At 38.9% G+C, this 16,546-nt stretch carries 18 protein-coding genes and 1 riboswitch; of the genes, 10 read left to right on the top strand and 8 right to left on the bottom strand.

The window, feature by feature from the left end; translation table 11 throughout:
- Positions 1 to 554: 554 nt before the first annotated feature.
- From thrS to BV902_RS19280, 5 genes are all read left to right on the top strand, one after another.
- A complete protein-coding gene (gene thrS, locus BV902_RS19300) occupies positions 555 to 2,480 on the top strand; it encodes a threonine--tRNA ligase (protein WP_075993339.1) in 1,926 nt (641 codons plus the stop codon).
- An 11-nt stretch (positions 2,481 to 2,491) separates the two neighbouring features.
- Positions 2,492 to 3,052 (top strand): translation initiation factor IF-3, encoded by a 561-nt coding sequence (infC, locus tag BV902_RS19295; RefSeq protein WP_075993338.1) that lies wholly within the window; start codon positions 2,492 to 2,494, stop codon positions 3,050 to 3,052.
- Positions 3,053 to 3,091: 39 nt separating this feature from the next.
- On the top strand, positions 3,092 to 3,292 hold the full coding sequence (gene rpmI, locus BV902_RS19290) for a 50S ribosomal protein L35 (protein WP_002993964.1): 201 nt from the start codon (positions 3,092 to 3,094) through the stop codon (positions 3,290 to 3,292).
- A 98-nt stretch (positions 3,293 to 3,390) separates the two neighbouring features.
- On the top strand, positions 3,391 to 3,735 hold the full coding sequence (rplT, locus tag BV902_RS19285) for a 50S ribosomal protein L20 (protein ID WP_046674462.1): 345 nt from the start codon (positions 3,391 to 3,393) through the stop codon (positions 3,733 to 3,735).
- Positions 3,736 to 3,987: 252 nt separating this feature from the next.
- Entirely contained in the window at positions 3,988 to 4,437 is a 450-nt protein-coding gene (locus BV902_RS19280) for a DUF3060 domain-containing protein (protein ID WP_075993337.1), read from the top strand.
- Between the two features lie 70 nt (positions 4,438 to 4,507).
- Here the strand turns inward: BV902_RS19280 and BV902_RS19275 are convergent, their stop codons facing one another.
- The 5 genes from BV902_RS19275 to BV902_RS19255 form a co-directional block, all read right to left on the bottom strand.
- Complete coding sequence (locus BV902_RS19275) at positions 4,508 to 7,249, bottom strand: DUF3857 domain-containing protein (RefSeq protein WP_075993336.1); 2,742 nt, start codon at positions 7,247 to 7,249, stop codon at positions 4,508 to 4,510.
- Positions 7,250 to 7,408: 159 nt separating this feature from the next.
- Positions 7,409 to 8,344, bottom strand: coding sequence for a 30S ribosomal protein S6--L-glutamate ligase (gene rimK / locus BV902_RS19270; protein WP_075993335.1), 936 nt, complete (start codon positions 8,342 to 8,344; stop codon positions 7,409 to 7,411).
- 57 nt (positions 8,345 to 8,401) lie between these two features.
- Positions 8,402 to 8,839: an ATP-dependent zinc protease family protein gene (locus tag BV902_RS19265; RefSeq protein WP_075993334.1), complete on the bottom strand. Its 438-nt coding sequence runs from the start codon at positions 8,837 to 8,839 to the stop codon at positions 8,402 to 8,404.
- Positions 8,840 to 8,902: 63 nt separating this feature from the next.
- A complete protein-coding gene (locus BV902_RS19260; RefSeq protein WP_075993333.1) occupies positions 8,903 to 10,081 on the bottom strand; it encodes an AIR synthase related protein in 1,179 nt (392 codons plus the stop codon).
- 53 nt (positions 10,082 to 10,134) lie between these two features.
- Complete coding sequence (locus BV902_RS19255) at positions 10,135 to 10,617, bottom strand: DNA-deoxyinosine glycosylase (protein WP_075993332.1); 483 nt, start codon at positions 10,615 to 10,617, stop codon at positions 10,135 to 10,137.
- 97 nt (positions 10,618 to 10,714) lie between these two features.
- Between BV902_RS19255 and BV902_RS28180 the strand changes: the two genes are divergently transcribed.
- The 5 genes from BV902_RS28180 (at position 10,715) to mgtE (ending at position 14,068) form a co-directional block, all read left to right on the top strand.
- The gene (locus BV902_RS28180; RefSeq protein ID WP_157626141.1) at positions 10,715 to 10,891 is read left to right on the top strand and encodes a hypothetical protein; all 177 of its coding nucleotides are present in this window, start codon (positions 10,715 to 10,717) and stop codon (positions 10,889 to 10,891) included.
- On the top strand, positions 10,881 to 11,579 hold the full coding sequence (locus BV902_RS19250) for an SPFH domain-containing protein (RefSeq protein WP_083663677.1): 699 nt from the start codon (positions 10,881 to 10,883) through the stop codon (positions 11,577 to 11,579). Before BV902_RS28180 ends, BV902_RS19250 begins: the two co-directional genes overlap by 11 nt.
- 10 nt (positions 11,580 to 11,589) lie before the next feature.
- The gene (locus tag BV902_RS19245) at positions 11,590 to 11,766 is read left to right on the top strand and encodes a ribbon-helix-helix domain-containing protein (protein ID WP_075993331.1); all 177 of its coding nucleotides are present in this window, start codon (positions 11,590 to 11,592) and stop codon (positions 11,764 to 11,766) included.
- 104 nt (positions 11,767 to 11,870) lie between these two features.
- Positions 11,871 to 12,581, top strand: a complete 711-nt coding sequence (gene pepE / locus BV902_RS19240) for a dipeptidase PepE (RefSeq protein ID WP_075993330.1) — start codon at positions 11,871 to 11,873, stop codon at positions 12,579 to 12,581.
- Positions 12,582 to 12,751: 170 nt separating this feature from the next.
- Positions 12,752 to 14,068, top strand: coding sequence for a magnesium transporter (mgtE, locus tag BV902_RS19235; protein ID WP_075993329.1), 1,317 nt, complete (start codon positions 12,752 to 12,754; stop codon positions 14,066 to 14,068).
- Between the two features lie 243 nt (positions 14,069 to 14,311).
- Here the strand turns inward: mgtE and BV902_RS19230 are convergent, their stop codons facing one another.
- The 3 genes from BV902_RS19230 to BV902_RS19220 all read right to left on the bottom strand — a co-directional run bounded on the left by BV902_RS19230 (position 14,312) and on the right by BV902_RS19220 (position 16,494).
- A complete protein-coding gene (locus BV902_RS19230; RefSeq protein ID WP_075993328.1) occupies positions 14,312 to 15,550 on the bottom strand; it encodes a voltage-gated chloride channel family protein in 1,239 nt (412 codons plus the stop codon).
- A 36-nt stretch (positions 15,551 to 15,586) separates the two neighbouring features.
- Positions 15,587 to 15,649: riboswitch (Fluoride riboswitch) on the bottom strand.
- Positions 15,650 to 15,655: 6 nt separating this feature from the next.
- Positions 15,656 to 16,030 carry a DUF423 domain-containing protein gene (locus tag BV902_RS19225; protein ID WP_075993327.1) on the bottom strand — a complete coding sequence of 125 codons (375 nt, stop codon included), beginning with the start codon at positions 16,028 to 16,030 and terminating at the stop codon, positions 15,656 to 15,658.
- 11 nt (positions 16,031 to 16,041) lie between these two features.
- Positions 16,042 to 16,494, bottom strand: a complete 453-nt coding sequence (locus BV902_RS19220) for a GNAT family N-acetyltransferase (protein ID WP_083663676.1) — start codon at positions 16,492 to 16,494, stop codon at positions 16,042 to 16,044.
- Between the last annotated feature and the right edge of the window lie 52 nt (positions 16,495 to 16,546).

Here is a 16,546-nt window from a genome sequence, read left to right as displayed (position 1 = left end):
CATTGTTTACCGCTACTATGGTACCAGGTTTATACGATGTTTTCTATTAACAGCGAAACAATACTCTTTTTACAGGGGGTTAACAAGGGGGTAATAGGGATTTACCCCTGTTAACCCCCTGTTATACCCCTGTTAACCCCCTGTAATTACCCTGTTAATATATAACCTGATTTTCATTCATTGTTGGGATGTACAGGGGGCAATAGCGAGGAGCTGTTGATCAATAAGATCAGATTATTAATTCGCTTTAAACAGCAATGATGAGGATGTAAAGCGTGTAAAGCTGATGAATTTAGCGCATTTAAACTATGGACAAGAGGGGTGTAGGTTCGGCTTTCTATTTTTGTCGGGTCATAAATTATAAAAGCTGAAAACAACTTTGTTAAATTGTGACGATAGAATGCGTTGAATAGCGCAAAAAACCTGTTATTTTATCAGAATTTTTACTAAATTTGTGTCACAATTTATTTATTGAAAACATAAGTGTAATAACATAATTGTACATGTTGTTTTATGTTTTCTATTTTTTAACAATTTAAAGATCATAGTTGTAAATGATTAAAATTACACTACCAGATGGTTCCGTAAGAGAGTATCAACAAGGGATCACTGCTGCAGAGATTGCGTTATCAATCTCAGAAGGGCTTGCAAGAAACGTCCTTGCTGCCGAAGTAAATGGTGAAGTGTGGGATTCTGCCCGTGCTATTGAAAATGACGCTACTGTCAAGTTATTGACCTGGAATGATACCAAAGGTAAATCCACTTTTTGGCATTCTTCAGCACACTTGTTGGCTGAGGCTTTGGAAGCATTGTATCCTGGGATTAAATTTGGTATTGGTCCCGCGATTGAAACCGGATTTTACTACGATGTTGATTTTGGTGATCGTGAATTCTCGTCTGATGACTTTAAAGCGATCGAAGACAAGATGCTGGAGCTGGCTAAACGGAAAGAAACATTTGAACGTAAAGCTGTTTCGAAATCGGATGCATTGGCTTACTTTACTGAAAAAGGAGATGAGTATAAGCTAGATTTAATCAAAGACTTGGAAGATGGAAAGATTACTTTCTACACTCAAGGGGAATTTACAGATTTATGTCGTGGCCCTCATATTCCAAATACTGGGTTTATTAAAGCGATTAAATTGACTAATGTTGCCGGTGCTTATTGGAGAGGTGATGAGTCTCGCAAACAGTTGACACGTATTTATGGTGTTACGTTCCCTAAGGCATCGGAGCTTACAGAATATTTGAAATTTATAGAAGAGGCGAAAAAACGCGATCACCGTAAACTGGGGAAAGAGTTGGAACTTTTTGCTTTTTCTGAAAAGGTTGGTGCAGGTTTGCCTCTTTGGTTGCCTAAAGGAGCTGCATTACGTCAAAAGCTGATAGACTTCTTACAGAAAGCACAGTTAAACTCAGGGTATGAGCCTGTTGTTACTCCGCATATCGGACATAAGCAGCTATATGTGACTTCTGGACACTATGAGAAATATGGCGCGGATTCATTTCAACCAATAAAAACTCCTATCGAAGGAGAAGAGTTTTTGTTAAAACCAATGAACTGTCCGCATCACTGTGAAATTTATAAAGTAAAACCACGCTCGTATAAGGACTTACCGGTTCGATTTGCTGAGTTTGGTACTGTATATCGTTACGAACAGTCTGGTGAGCTTCACGGATTGACAAGGGTGCGTGGATTTACTCAGGATGATGCCCATTTATTTTGTCGTCCAGATCAGGTTAAAGGTGAATTCAAAAAGGTAATCGATTTAGTACTTTATGTTTTTGGAGCCTTAGGCTTTAATGATTATACAGCCCAAGTGTCGTTACGTGATCCTGAGAATCGTACGAAGTATATTGGTACTGACGAAAATTGGGCTTTGGCTGAATCTGCAATTATTGAAGCGGCGGAGGAAAAAGGCTTGCCGACAGTCGTAGAGTATGGTGAAGCGGCTTTCTATGGTCCAAAATTGGATTTTATGGTGAAAGATGCTTTAGGTCGTAAATGGCAGTTAGGTACTATACAGGTGGATTACAATTTGCCTGAGCGCTTTGAGTTGGAATATACAGGAAGTGATAACATGAAACATCGCCCTGTGATGATTCACCGTGCGCCCTTCGGATCTTTAGAACGTTTTGTAGCTGTATTGATCGAACATTGTGCTGGACAATTCCCATTATGGCTTGCTCCTGAGCAATTTATCGTCTTGCCAGTGTCAGAAAAATATGAAGAATATGCTCAAAATGTTTTGAATTCGCTAAATAATTCCGATATTCGCGGACTGATAGACTTACGTGACGAGAAAGTGGGCAGAAAAATCAGAGACGCCGAAGTGAAAAAGCTTCCTTATATGTTGATTGTAGGGGAAAAAGAGGTGGAAAATGGCACAGTTTCTGTACGTAAACATGGCTCAGTGGAATTAGGAACTATGACTGCTGAGGCATTTAGAGATATATTAATTAAGGAAATAACCGTTTAATTTTTAAACATTTGGCATTAAAAAGACCCGGTGGTCCAAGACCACCAATGAGAAAGAAAGAACCAGATCACCGCATTAATGAGTTAATCAAAGTACCTGAGGTACGTTTGGTAGGAGATAATGTGGAGCAAGGAGTTTTCCCTACGCGCAAAGCGTTAGAGTTGGCTGATGAGTTGGAACTTGATTTAGTGGAGATTTCGCCAAATGCTGTACCGCCGGTTTGTAAGATTATCGACTACAGTAAGTTTGTTTACGAACAGAAGAAGAAACAAAAGGAAATCAAAGCTAATGCAAAACAGACTGTTATTAAAGAAATTCGTTTCGGACCTAACTCTGGTGAGCATGATTTTGAGTTCAAATTGAAGCATGCGATTAAGTTTCTTGAAAGTGGAGAGAAAGTTCGTGCTTATGTACACTTCAAAGGTCGTGCTATTGTACACAAGGATCAAGGTGAAATCTTGTTGTTACGCTTTGCTCAGGCTTTAGAGGATTACGGTAAAGTAGAGCTTTTACCGAAATTAGAAGGTAAACGCATGTTTTTAACAGTAGCTCCAAAGGCTCCTAAAAAATAATAAGAATTCTAACAGATTGATATAAAATTTATAAGTATTATGCCAAAAGTTAAAACCAATTCCAGCGCAAAGAAACGTTTCAAATTGACTGGAACAGGTAAAATTGCAAGAAAAAACGCTTTCAAAAGCCACATCTTGACAAAAAAGAGCACAAAACGTAAACGTAACTTAACACAAACAAGTTATGTATCTGATGGCGATATGGGCAACGTAAAACGTATGCTTGCTATCGGTAAATAAGTTTTATTCGATTTTATTAATAATAATTTTTTAACCGGGTATAAGGTTGTAAGTTCATTGAAATACATGACACCTTCTACCAAACTAATTTTAAAAATATGCCACGTTCGGTTAACGCAGTAGCTTCTAGAAGAAGACGCAAAAAAATCCTAGGCCTTGCAAAAGGTTACTTTGGATCACGTAGCAAAGTTTATACTATTGCTAAAAATACAGTAGAAAAAGGTTTACAATACGCTTACCGCGATCGTAAAACCAAAAAACGCGAGTTTAGAGCTTTATGGATTCAACGTATCAACGCTGGAGCTCGTCAACACGGAATTTCTTATTCCCAATTGATCGGTAAATTAAACGCTAAAAACATTGGTTTGAACCGTAAGGTTTTAGCTGACTTAGCTTTAAATAACCCAGAAGCTTTCAAAGCAGTTGTAGACGCAGTAAAATAGAGTTTTTAATCCGCTGTCAATTTGTTAGAGATATTAAAGGAGCCTTTTAGGCTCCTTTTTTTGTTATGACGGTTACTGTATCTTTTTTTGGACGTTATGTGCCAGGTAAACCCAATTCAATGCTATGTTTCATTTTAGTTCTTACTCCCCAATTATACTCTTGATGCAAGTGACGCTGTATATTACAACTTATAGCTCTTTTAGATTTGAAATTAGGTTTGATTTTTGTTGATCTGTAGAAAACATAACATTATGAAACTAAGAACAATTACATTCGGATTTTCACTTCTTTTGATCGGAAGTTTGTTGATGGCGGCCAAAGAGCCAGTTTCCAAGGCTCTAACGAACGAAGTGGTTAATCAGCAGGGAAAAGTTATCTCAATTGAAGGGGTGAACAATAATCGTACGATAGAGGCCAAAGGGGGGGAGATTGTACAAATAGAAGGTGCTGACAATAAAGTTGTAATCCGTGGCAATGTAAGTAAATTGATTATTGAGGGGAAGGGGAATACTGTAACAGGGAATGACATCACAACGGTGACGATAGAGGGGGCAGACAATATGGTTAATATTGGTTCAGTAGAGACTGTTCAAATTGAGGGAGTCAAAAACCATGTCCATTATAAGTCTACGAAGAACAAGTCTGGTCAGGTAAAAGTGTCTACTGAAGGCGCGGATAATATGGTGATGAAAATGAAATAATGTAAATCAGATTTCCATAAAAAAGGGTTGTGTATATTATTTACAGAACCCTTTTTTATGAAAATGGTAGCTACGGCTTGTCTTGATCGTCCTCGGGATGACTGCGAGCAACTGTATCCCCCTGGGATTGAAATTCCGCTCCAGCTTCTTTTTCTCCTTGTTTCATCGTTGAATAAGGCTTTAGAAAGTCTTGATCAAAAGGATGCTCTGTCGCAGCCTTGGGAATAATCTGATCGTTCTGATATGGGCGAACACAGGTACCCTTTACACGTTCCGATTTATAGACATAAGTTCCCCAAATACAGAAAAAGATAATAGTTCTTATCGTATCTTCATATTTGGTAAATATGTCATCGGTTTTATTCAAGTATTGTTTGAACATAAAATAGCCTGCAATTGCATCTAGTGTACAAAATATGGCCATAAATAGTGCAACCATAAAGAAGGTCTGAGCGAAAATATCCCTTCTCTTAATTAGAAGGATACAGCTATAAATCAATCCAGACAGTATCAATATATTACCGATTATTTCCAATAATAGTAAAGTTCTGTATAGAACGGGGGAAACACCTTCCAGTTGATCTACCGCTTGCCAAGTATTTAAACTAAAGAAAGACTGTTGGAAGATAAATATACCGGATAAGGTCAATATATTTATAAATAGTACAATAAGTAGTACGATCATCCATCCGCCGATCTGATCGTAATAAATTTCGTCATAAGGTTTGATGATAAAAGCTTTGGTCCTATTATACTTTTTAACAATATACCAGATGACAGCTGGCACCAGAAGAACGAATAGGATCAGGACAAACCAATTAATGTCTTTCACTGATGCCGGCGTATTCAGATTAGTTATCCCATCTGTTACATATCCATCATTGTCAAGATAGAAACCATTATAAAAGATATGATCACGATCTGCAAAATCTGTATAATACTGTTTCAGGTCTTTTTGTTCGACAAAGGGTTCGTGGAAACTTAACGTGTATGCAACCTTAATACTATCCTGTTCAACTTCCAGTGTTTTGCCGAAAACATACGCAGTGCGGTCGAAATAACTATTGTCTCTATAATTGCCAAATTCCTTTTTCCCTTTGTTGACGATATACATTTCGTAGGTTAGATCTGTTGGAAAAGAAAGGCTTAGGGGAGCAATACGATCCTCCATAATCTCTGGAAGCTTGTCATTTATATTTGTTCCCAACAAAGGAATATATTTTTTAGTAGATCCGCTTTCTGTCTTTCCAATGTTTTTTATTTTATACTTTTCGATGATCTCCACAATATTGTTCTCCAGATCATCTTTGTATTGTATTTGACCAATTTTATTGATCTTCGGATAGATCTTGGCATAATACTCCAAGTATTGCTTCTGTATGTCATTTTTTGCACTACTTTGAATATAAGTACGCATATCGTCCGCTTCATTTCCAACATAAGTTGTGTGGACATCAAGGGTAGCCTCAAATTTGCCTTCCATTGTCAAGGTTTCCTTGACTTTAATATTACCAGTAACATGCTGCGGTACGTCTGTAAGCTTTCCACTACCTATAGTCGAGAGTACTTTTCCATAAGCTGGAAAATACCTGTTTTTGATATCTCCACCCTGATTAGTTATGGTTGGATCAATATATTGGGACCGTCCACCAATATTAACTTCAATAACCATATGGTTGAAAGCATAAGGTGAGGGGAGTTCTTCCTGCAGGCCTCTATTCTTATAGGTATTGGCTAATACGAGTCCTGCATCAATATTCTTGTTTTTGAGCATTGTGGCCAGCAGCATTGATTTATCTTTACAATCGCCGTAGCGCTGGGAAAATACTTTTTCTGGAACATTTGCCCGGTGCGAATATTCTCCCATCTCAATACCCATATAGCGTATCTCATTTTGTACAAAGTCGCAGGCCTTTTTCAGGTACGCATAGGGTTGCCCGTTGGACTCTTTCCAAAGTTGATTGACGAAGGCTTGAAGTGTACTTGTCGTTGCTATTTGTGGAATAGGATTAATTTTACGGTTCCATTGATCAACTTCCTGCCAGGTATTGAATTCCGAGCATTGGATATATTTTAAAGGGCTGTACCACGACGGACTATAATCCTCGTACTGAACCGTTTTGTCCGCCGTCAGCTCCCAGAAAAAATTTGTTGTATTTCCTGTTGACTGTTGCTGTGCCTCAGGTGCGCCATTGAAACTTTTAAACTGAAGTTTGCGACCATTGGGTACAATATAGTTGAGATGAACCAGACCTGTAGGTTCATATCCCTGTAAGTAATAGCTGTCGAAAAATTTCTGTTCAAATACCGGATTTACACCTATTATTGAATAAGCGAATACAATCTTGTCGTCTTTACGTAAATCCTCCAAAACATAATGGGCCATTTGACTTCCGTTGTAGATGGATCTCGAAAGCTCCGTTTCGGAGGCAAGGAGCTTAAATTTTGCCTGCGGTAATAGGTTAATATCTTTGCCGTTACGAATAACCTTTAGCTCATGTAGTTGAAGTTTTTGGAAATGCGGGTCAAAGGTTACCTGAACTTGTCCCAGATTTTCGATTCCAGTCTGATCAAATAGAACTTTTATGTCCTTATAATATTTTGTTTGGGTAGCTAAGTTTATTTGATGTTCGATTAACTCATAGTAATATCCATCACTAATATCATCCAAATTTGGCTTTATGGCCTTTTTTGTAGTGGGGCGGAGCCAATCTGGCGATGCTGTTTTTTGGATAGTTGTTTGGCTAAAAGACCAGGAAAATGCAGCTAGTACGAGTACAAAGGCAAATAGAAGATGGCTAAATCTTTTCATTAATTCATAATTTAGCCTAAGATAAGTAAAAATTGGAAGCGACGATAGTCGAATTTAGGGAATAATGGAAATTCGACTTTAGTTGAGTCTAGGTTATTTGGCAACTAAAAGGGTTGTCCAAATATATGGATAACCCTTTTAGTTGCTGATTCGGTAATCTTATAGTTTACTTTCTCTTTTTTTCTTTTTCTTAACGACTTTAGGCATTTGAGCCTGTTTAGCTTCATATTGTCGCTCAATATATTGTATAATTTCTGAGGCAATATCCTTTTTTGTCGCTTTCTCGATGCCTTCCAAACCTGGAGATGAGTTTACCTCAAGTACCAAAGGGCCTCTGTCAGAAGGGATCATATCTACACCACAAACCGTAAGTCCTAGCTGTGCCGCAGCCGCAATTGCTGTTTCTCTTTCGGCTTTACTTAACCGGATAATCTGAGCGGTGCCACCCCGATGGATATTTGACCTAAATTCACCTTCTTTCGCCGTGCGTTTCATTGCACCAACAACTTTGCCGTCAACCACAAAAGCACGGATATCTGAGCCTTTTGATTCTTTGATAAACTCTTGAATCAGGATGTTATTGCCCAAGCCGTAGAACGCTTCAATAACAGAAGAGGCTGCTTTTTTAGTTTCGGCAAGTACAACACCGATACCTTGCGTTCCCTCAAGTAGTTTAATGACTAAAGGAGCTCCACCAACCATGCTAATAAGGTCGTCCACGTCAGAGGCCGTACGTGCAAAACCCGTAATCGGGAGCCCGATTCCTGCACCGGATAAAATCTGCAGGCACCTCAATTTGTCCCGAGATCGCGTAATGGCTTGACTGGGATTTGCGGAAATGACATCCATCACCTCAAATTGTCTAACAATCGCTGATCCGTAAAATGTTACCGATGCGCCTATTCGGGGAATAATGGCATCAATATCACTCAGATCATGTCCTTTATAATGGATACTTGGTTTACCTTGCTGAATACCGACATAACACTTGCTGTGATCAATGACAACACATTCGTGTCCTCTTTGTTGTGCGGCTTCTACGAGACGACGAGTCGAGTATAAACTCTTTACTGTCGATAATACGGCAATTTTCACGGTTTGTATATTGAATATATTTTTTGCTAAGATAACAAAATTGCTTGGCTATTTGTTTTATTTTACCAGGGTCTTCGTCGAGAGATTTTCTTTGGAAACATCAACCAAAAACCTTTTGTTTAAGAAATTTTTACCCAAAAGCATAGGGTAAGTCATTTGTGATCTATTTCTAAAGGAGATTTTAATGCTAAATACCTGGTTATATAATGTTGCTGTTGTGCGGATGTAGTAACGCTTTTCTTCTTGGCCGAAAGAACTTTTTACAAGTTTTGTTCTATAGAGCTTTAACTTTAGCGTTTTTGTCTCTTTTGTCTCAAAATTTATGATCAGCTCGCAGATAATCCAGTCCTGACCATCCTCGTTAACGATCTTGTACGAGTTGCAGTGTAGTACCGATGAAGCAGCGCCCGTATCGACTTTTGCTTCTATACCATATATTCCCAATTCAGGTAAATCAAGGGTCTCTTTCCAGCCCACAAGAAGTTTTTCTTTCATGTATACCAAATTGAAAAAAATATCCTTGTCTCCTAGGTAAATAGGAGACAAGGATAAAAACTTTTATTCGTAGATAAATTCTCCGTAAGGGGAGGTTATAGTTACTTTTTTGGATGCAGATTCCTCGACACGGCCTATGATCTGGGCCGGAATCCCGAATGACTCTGAAATGGCGATGATATCCGATGCAATCGATTCAGGTACATATAATTCCATACGGTGTCCCATATTGAATACTTTGTACATTTCTTTCCAGTCAGTATTGGATTCTTTCTGTATTAACGCAAAAAGAGGTGGGATCGGAAAAAGATTATCTTTGATGACATGCACATTATCGACGAAGTGCAAGACCTTGGTTTGCGCTCCACCTGAGCAATGTACCATTCCGTCAATTTGTGAACGGTACTTGTCTAGTATCTGTTTGATAACAGGCGCATAAGTACGTGTAGCGGAAAGGACTAGCTTACCTGCGGTTATTTTTTCTCCGGTTTCAACTTCGATTTCATTTGTAAGATCTTGGCTTCCCGCGAAAACTAGTTCGTAAGGAACAGCTGGATCATACGCTTCAGGATATTTTTCAGCTACTTTTTTGTTAAATACATCATGACGCGCAGAAGTTAGTCCATTGGAACCCATTCCGCCATTGTACGACTGTTCATAGGTTGCTTTTCCATTCGATGCTAAGCCAACAATAACGTTACCGCCTTTGATGCGGTGGTTTGAAATAACATCTTCACGTTTCATCCGACAGGTTACTGTACTATCAACAATGATGGTGCGAACAAGGTCGCCAACGTCGGCGGTTTCGCCTCCTGTAGAATAGATGCCGATTCCCAAACCTCGAAGTTCAGACAGAATCTCTTCTGTGCCATTGATGATTTCTGCAATCACCTCTCCAGGAATGAGATTTTTATTTCTGCCAATCGTTGAGGATAAAAGAATGTTATCGATGGCACCCACACAAAGTAAGTCATCAATATTCATGATAATTGCGTCTTGTGCGATACCTTTCCAAACTGAAATATCACCAGTTTCTTTCCAATAGACATACGCTAATGAAGATTTGGTACCAGCACCATCCGCATGCATAATATTACACCAGTCTGGGTCTCCACCCAAAATATCTGGAATTATTTTGCAAAATGCTTTGGGAAACAGACCCTTATCTATATTTTTTATCGCATTGTGCACATCCTCTTTCCCTGCGGATACGCCTCGTTGATTGTATTTTAAATCTGACATCTTAGGGCAAAAATAAGCAATAGGACTGAATTAACGAATCTAATTCGTGTAATTTAATCACTTATTATTACGCACCACTGTTGAATTAGATTTTCGAGATTACTTTTCGCATTGGCTGGACTTGTGCTAGGTAAGCATCTGTAAATAATGTCCTCTCTTTTGTTGAAATGCTTTAAGTATAACGTGTGCGCTTTTTGCCCGTTAAAAATAATTTGTGTGATTTTAGGGTGGGCTTCTAGCAGCTCAACAATCTGGTTTGGAACTTCATTTTGTATGGCTAGATCCATACTGCCGGGACGAGAGGCTTCTGCGCAAACATCCCAAAGACCGATGTTGTTTTTGAATAATAGATCTATCTTCTCCGTATAATTTGTTTGCTCCGGCGCGTTAAACAAAGAGGTGATTACTTTCCAGAATCGATTTTGTGGGTGTGCATAATATTCATTTTCTGCCAAAGACTTATCTCCGGGCAAAGAGCCAAGGATGAGTATTTCTGTGGTAGAGTTTACTAAAGGTAGAAAGGATCTTTTGCGCATAATCAAAAATAGTAATTTTAAATTTTCATTTGAAATTTGAAAAATATTATAGTATATTTATGATATTAAAATGATATCAAATATATATTAACAAATTATGGAAAAACTAATTAAACCAATGTCAGGCTATTTAGCTTTATTGATAGCTGTCGTTTCGTTTGTGGCGGCAATATTCTCATTTGCCAGCGTAGAAGCAAGCTCACTTTATGTCGTATTGGGGGTTGTGCTGATGATCGCTACTTTTTTTTATTCTGAAAGGATTGATGATTATTAATCCAAACCATTCGCGTGTACTGAATTTCTTCGGGAAATATGTAGGTACGGTTAAGGAAAACGGTTTGTTTTTTGTCAATCCGTTGTATTCAACGATTAAAATAAGTCTTCGGTCGGATAACTTACAGGGACAGACACTGAAAGTCAATGACAAGATGGGAAACCCAATTGAGATCGGAGCAGTGATTGTATGGCAAGTGGGAGACACGTATAAAGCTGCTTATGATGTAAGTAATTATACCTCTTATGTACGTACGCAGAGCGAAGCAGCGGTAAGACATTTGGCTGGAAGCTTTCCTTATGATAACTTGGAGGATGAAGGAGCGGAGATCACCTTGCGTGAAGGTGGCGATACCGTAAATCATATTCTTGAACAAGAATTGTCTGATCGTTTGGCGCCTGCCGGGGTTATTATTAAAGAGGCTAGAATCAGTCATTTGGCTTATGCTTCCGAAATAGCAGGTGCTATGCTTCAAAGACAGCAAGCAGCTGCTATTGTGGCTGCAAGAGCAAAGATTGTAGACGGTGCTGTTGGGATGGTGGAAATGGCCTTGCATAAGTTGTCTGAAAAAGATATTGTAGAGTTGGACAACGAGAAAAAAGCAGCAATGGTCAGCAATTTAATGGTGGTACTTTGCGGAGAAAAAGCAGCGACACCAATTGTAAATACAGGTACGTTGTACCAATAAACGAAATGAAATGGCGGATAAGAAAAACTTTATGCTACGCTTAGACGACCAGATGTACAAAGCATTGGAAAAATGGGCTGCAGATGAGTTTAGAAGTGTTAATGGGCAGATCGAATATCTTTTACATAAAGCGCTGCAAGAAAATAAAAGATTGGGCACAGAAAAAAAGACTGCCGATAAGAAATAGCCTATAGTAAGGAATGCCTATAGTAAGGAATGAAAACTGTACCTTTGGCCTCGCAATTGACAAAAACCAAAGGTACTTTTTATTTAATGTTTTAACGATAGAAGATGAAGATTAATCCAGCGTACAAGTTATTGGTCGTAAGTACAAGCACGATCCATGGTAGTGAGTTTTTAGCTTATATTAAGCAAGATTTTGTAGAATTTATTCAGTCAGACGAATTGCTATTTGTCCCTTTTGCGAGACCTTCAGGAATTTCGTTTGATGGTTATACGGCTAAGGTACAGGACGCATTGAAAGATAGGGGTATAACGGTTAGGGGGCTGCATGAGTTTCATAACATGAAGAAGGCTATTCAGGATGCTAAAGCTATTTTTATTGGTGGAGGAAATACATTTCTACTGTTAAAAACGTTGTATGAGCTGGATTTGGTACAGCAATTGCGCGTACAAGTAGCAAAGGGGATTCCATATGTCGGTACATCGGCGGGGTCCAATTTGACCGGACTAACAATAGGAACTACAAATGATATGCCTATTGTTTATCCGCCTAGCTTTGACGCACTTGGTTTCTTGCCTTTTAATATCAATCCACATTATTTGGATCCGGATCCAAATTCTACACACAAAGGAGAGACAAGGGAAACGCGAATCCAGGAATTTCATCAAATTAATCCTCAGCCAGTCATAGGCTTACGTGAAGGGAGCTGGTTGCATGTAAATGAAGGAAACATAGAACTGAAAAGTAATTTAACAGCCCGGCTATTTAAAGCTGGTTTCGAGCCCGAGGAGCTAGCGCCTGGATTAATTAATTTTTAAGATAGTGTAAAGTTCATGGGCATATCAAGTCAAATGTGCTCTTCAATGTAGTAGTAGACGATTTTACGGAAGACTAGCAGCAATTCCCATTGGAAAAAATAGTTTTTCAGATTGTTGAAAATCATACAAAATAAGCTACTTTTGCGCTAAATCCATTAAATTTTCTTCCAATGGAACAAAATTCAGCATTACACCCAGCCGATATCGCGGAAGAAATATCGCGTTTAAGTAAAGGGGAGCAACATCAAGAGTTTATGGACTATCCTTTGGAGGATAGATTGGAGATCTTTTCTTTTTTTGAAATGGATGTCCAATATACGTTGATCAAATCCATGACGGAACATGAGCTGTCCGAATTGCTGAATAACCTGAAGCCGGATACGCGTAATGAACTGTTGTCGGAATTGCCGGATGATCTGATCAAATATCTGATCAATCTTTTGAATGAGCGCGAGAAGCAAATGGCTTTGGAGCTGATTGGTTATAAAGAGGACAGTATTGCCCGACTTATGACACCAATGTATGTGCAAGTTCGTCCTTATTATACCGTCGATGATGTTTTTCGGCATATCAAGGTGTTTGGAAGGAAGGCAGAAACGCTTAATTTTATTTATGTAGTTGATGAGAAAAACGTCTTGATCGATGACTTGAAAATTGGTCAATTACTACTATCGGATTCTTCTACCAAGATTTCCGACTTAATTGACTACAATTTTGCCGCGATTAAGGCTTCCACACCCATGGAAGAGGCATTCGAGATTTTTCAAAAGTACGATCGAAGTGCTTTACCTATCATTACAGAAGCAGGGGTATTGGTCGGAATTGTGACATTTGATGACGTATTGGATCGAATTGAAGATCGGGATACAGAAGATATCCAGCGATTTGGAGGGATGGAAGAATTGGATCTGGCCTATACGAAAACTCCTTTGTTGCAATTGATCCAAAAAAGAGCCGGCTGGCTGATCATCTTGTTTTTTAGCGAAATGCTTACAGCTTCAGCAATGGGATTTTTTGAAGGGGAATTGGAAAAGGCGGTTGTGCTTGCTTTATTTGTTCCTTTAATTATATCCAGCGGGGGTAATTCCGGGTCGCAGGCGGCATCTTTAATTATTCGTGCCATGGCACTCGGTGAATTAAAGTTGAAAGATTGGTGGTACGTGATGAAGCGCGAAATTTCTTCTGGTTTAATCTTAGGTGGAATATTGGGTTCGATCGGATTCTTAAGGATATTGGCTTGGCATTTTCTTGGTCTGTATGACTATGGTCCTTATTGGATTTCAATTGGTTTTACGGTTGCTGTTTCCTTATTGTTTATTGTTTTATGGGGGACTTTGTCAGGATCGTTTATTCCATTTATTCTACGTCGGTTTGGATTAGATCCGGCGACGGCATCAGCGCCATTTGTAGCTACCTTGGTGGATGTTTCAGGATTGATTATCTATTTTACTGTTGCGGCATTCTTTCTGCATGGAAAACTACTGTAGTTCAGATGATAAGATTTTTTAAAAAAAGCCTAAAGCATACTTATGATTTAGGCTTTTTTTTTATCAAAAAATTTTCTCGTGTCTTTATTAAAATCATCTATCCATTCATTGTGGTCTGCATTCTTCTTTTTAGCATGTTTTTTTTGGCCTATCCTGTTTTTATTTGAAGTAGTTCATAATGGAATACAAGGAGATAGACTGAGAAGCTGAAAGCGCATTGTCTTGTTTATAAATTGAGTCTGCTTATAAATTGAGTCTGCGGTATAATTTTTCCTTTAAACCGCCTTTTTGTGCAACATAAATTCCTTTTTTTCCGGAAAATAAAAAAGCGACTATACACGCTATTGCTATAAATAAAATAGGCTGAATCCCAAATAATTCATAACCCATTACAATACAGGCGAGCGGGGTGTTTGTAGCGCCTGAAAATACGGATACAAAGCCCATGGCAGCCAGCAGGCTGATGGGAAGTGGAATAACGGTGCTTAACGCACTCCCCAAGGTTGCCCCGATAAAAAACAGTGGGGTGACTTCTCCGCCTTTAAATCCGGCAGAAAGGGTGAAAGTCGTTAAAAGTAATTTGATGATAAAGTCATAATAATTCGACTGATCGACAAATGCGTTCTGAATCATCGGGATACCAAGTCCAATATAGTTGCTGCTATGGAGTAACGTAATGATAAGTACCAAAATAATACCGCCAATTACCGGTCTAAGCAGAGGATATTTAATTCGTTTGAATTGAAGGCTAAAGAAATCGCTGGTAAATATAAAAAGCCATGCCGTCACACCGAATAGAATGCCTGCGGCAAGGCTAAATCCAATATTGGTCAAAGACAGCATTGGAATAACATCATGAATTGGATAATGAGTGTGTGGAATATTCCATAATTGACAGCTGAAGTTCGCAAAATAGGCGGTAAATAAACAGGGCAGGATACCGAAATATCTTTTTTTGCCAATCAGTAGGACTTCCAGACCAAATATTGTTCCGGCGAGTGGGGTGCCAAACACAGCGGCAAAGCCTGCAGTGATGCCAATTGAAATTAAGATACGGCGTTCAGTTTTATCGAAGTCAAACCAGCGATTGAGCTGATCGGAAACTGCTCCACCTATCTGCACGGCAGTTCCTTCACGGCCTGCCGAACCTCCAAACAGATGTGTAAGTAAAGTTCCGAATAGGACAAGAGGCGCCATGATAAGCGGAATGCGGTGTTGGGGATGCAGGTATTCTTCAATCAGCAGATTATTTCCTTTGCTTGATGGATTGCCCCAATACTTATAGGACAATGCAATGGCAAATCCCGCTAGGGGGAGTCCATAAATTATCCAAGGATGAGCTTCTCGGTACTGCGTTACCCAATTGAGGGAAAAGAGAAAAAATGCACAAATAGATCCTACGATGAAACCTATCGCACTACAGGAGATAAGCCATTTACGAAAAAAATGAAGATTGCTTTGATTTGAATGTGTTATAGCCATAAGTCTACACTTTATATAAAATTGTTGTTTTATACTAAAATAGTAGACGTCATCAGCTTATTAGGGCGGTTCAGGGCAGACATCATTGCCATATTTATTTCAAATCTACAAAAAGCGAATGATAATAGCAACCCAGCCTGCGATCATAAATAATCCGCCGAGCGGGGTAATTGGGCCAAGAAACTTTAGATTCTTTTTCCAGTATTCGGCAAACGATAGAAAATATATACTTACCGAGAATAAAAGAGTTCCTAATGTGATCAGATAAAATGCAACTCGTTCAGACTGAAGCTCAAAGGAGAAATTAAATCCTAAAATCAACAGTGTAAGAGCAGCATACATTTGATATCGAACGCCGACCTCAAAGGATTCCAGCTTTTCAGGTGATAGGATTTTTTTGAATGCATGGGCTCCAAATGCACCTAGGATAATAGCGAGGCCGCCAAATAGGGCGGCTGTGATGATGACAACGTTTTGCATGCCTAAATTTACTAAATTGCGGGTTTAATCATATCAATATGAAGGATTCCATAATCAGGGTAGGGCTCGGAAATTTGCTCAAAGCCTAATTTTTCATAAAAGGATTTTAAATGAAATTGCGCACCTATCTGTATCTCGCCTTCACCAAATTCTTTGTAGAGCGATTCGATGGAATGAATCATTAATTGTTGACTCAGACCGGTTCCGCGCGCTTCCTCGGCAACGATAACCCGACCAATGGAAGCTTGTGGGTAGGAAAGGCCCGGAGGAACTAATCTCGTGTATGCAATAATACGATCATCTTGTTCTGTCCACAGATGCAGACAAGCAAAATCTTTATCGTCCAATTCAGGATATAAACATTCCTGCTCCAGAACAAACACTTCCATGCGAAGCTTTAAAATACGATATAATTCTTTCGTGTTGAGTTCGTGAAAACTCTTTAGATTCCACTGAAAAGCCATAATTGAAATAAAAATAGAGTCAAATTATGCGATCGATATGGCTGGAAAGACA

Origin of the sequence: Sphingobacterium sp. B29 (assembly GCF_001952815.1) — a bacterium.
Lineage (GTDB): Bacteria > Bacteroidota > Bacteroidia > Sphingobacteriales > Sphingobacteriaceae > Sphingobacterium > Sphingobacterium siyangense.
This window is presented reverse-complemented; position numbering and strand designations above follow the sequence as displayed.

Bases quoted from the DNA above. Each gene is read 5' to 3' on its own strand.
- rplT (WP_046674462.1), top strand. From the start codon at position 3,391: ATGCCACGTTCGGTTAACGCAGTAGCTTCTAGAAGAAGACGCAAAAAA.
- thrS (WP_075993339.1), top strand. From the start codon at position 555: ATGATTAAAATTACACTACCAGATGGTTCCGTAAGAGAGTATCAACAA.
- BV902_RS19220 (WP_083663676.1), bottom strand. From the start codon at position 16,494: ATGGCTTTTCAGTGGAATCTAAAGAGTTTTCACGAACTCAACACGAAA.
- BV902_RS19265 (WP_075993334.1), bottom strand. From the start codon at position 8,839: ATGAAAGAAAAACTTCTTGTGGGCTGGAAAGAGACCCTTGATTTACCT.
- pepE (WP_075993330.1), top strand. From the start codon at position 11,871: ATGAAGATTAATCCAGCGTACAAGTTATTGGTCGTAAGTACAAGCACG.
- BV902_RS19245 (WP_075993331.1), top strand. From the start codon at position 11,590: ATGGCGGATAAGAAAAACTTTATGCTACGCTTAGACGACCAGATGTAC.
- BV902_RS19280 (WP_075993337.1), top strand. From the start codon at position 3,988: ATGAAACTAAGAACAATTACATTCGGATTTTCACTTCTTTTGATCGGA.
- BV902_RS19260 (WP_075993333.1), bottom strand. From the start codon at position 10,081: ATGTCAGATTTAAAATACAATCAACGAGGCGTATCCGCAGGGAAAGAG.
- rpmI (WP_002993964.1), top strand. From the start codon at position 3,092: ATGCCAAAAGTTAAAACCAATTCCAGCGCAAAGAAACGTTTCAAATTG.
- mgtE (WP_075993329.1), top strand. From the start codon at position 12,752: ATGGAACAAAATTCAGCATTACACCCAGCCGATATCGCGGAAGAAATA.
- BV902_RS19275 (WP_075993336.1), bottom strand. From the start codon at position 7,249: ATGAAAAGATTTAGCCATCTTCTATTTGCCTTTGTACTCGTACTAGCT.
- BV902_RS19250 (WP_083663677.1), top strand. From the start codon at position 10,881: ATGATTATTAATCCAAACCATTCGCGTGTACTGAATTTCTTCGGGAAA.
- BV902_RS19225 (WP_075993327.1), bottom strand. From the start codon at position 16,030: ATGCAAAACGTTGTCATCATCACAGCCGCCCTATTTGGCGGCCTCGCT.
- BV902_RS19255 (WP_075993332.1), bottom strand. From the start codon at position 10,617: ATGCGCAAAAGATCCTTTCTACCTTTAGTAAACTCTACCACAGAAATA.
- BV902_RS28180 (WP_157626141.1), top strand. From the start codon at position 10,715: ATGGAAAAACTAATTAAACCAATGTCAGGCTATTTAGCTTTATTGATA.
- BV902_RS19230 (WP_075993328.1), bottom strand. From the start codon at position 15,550: ATGGCTATAACACATTCAAATCAAAGCAATCTTCATTTTTTTCGTAAA.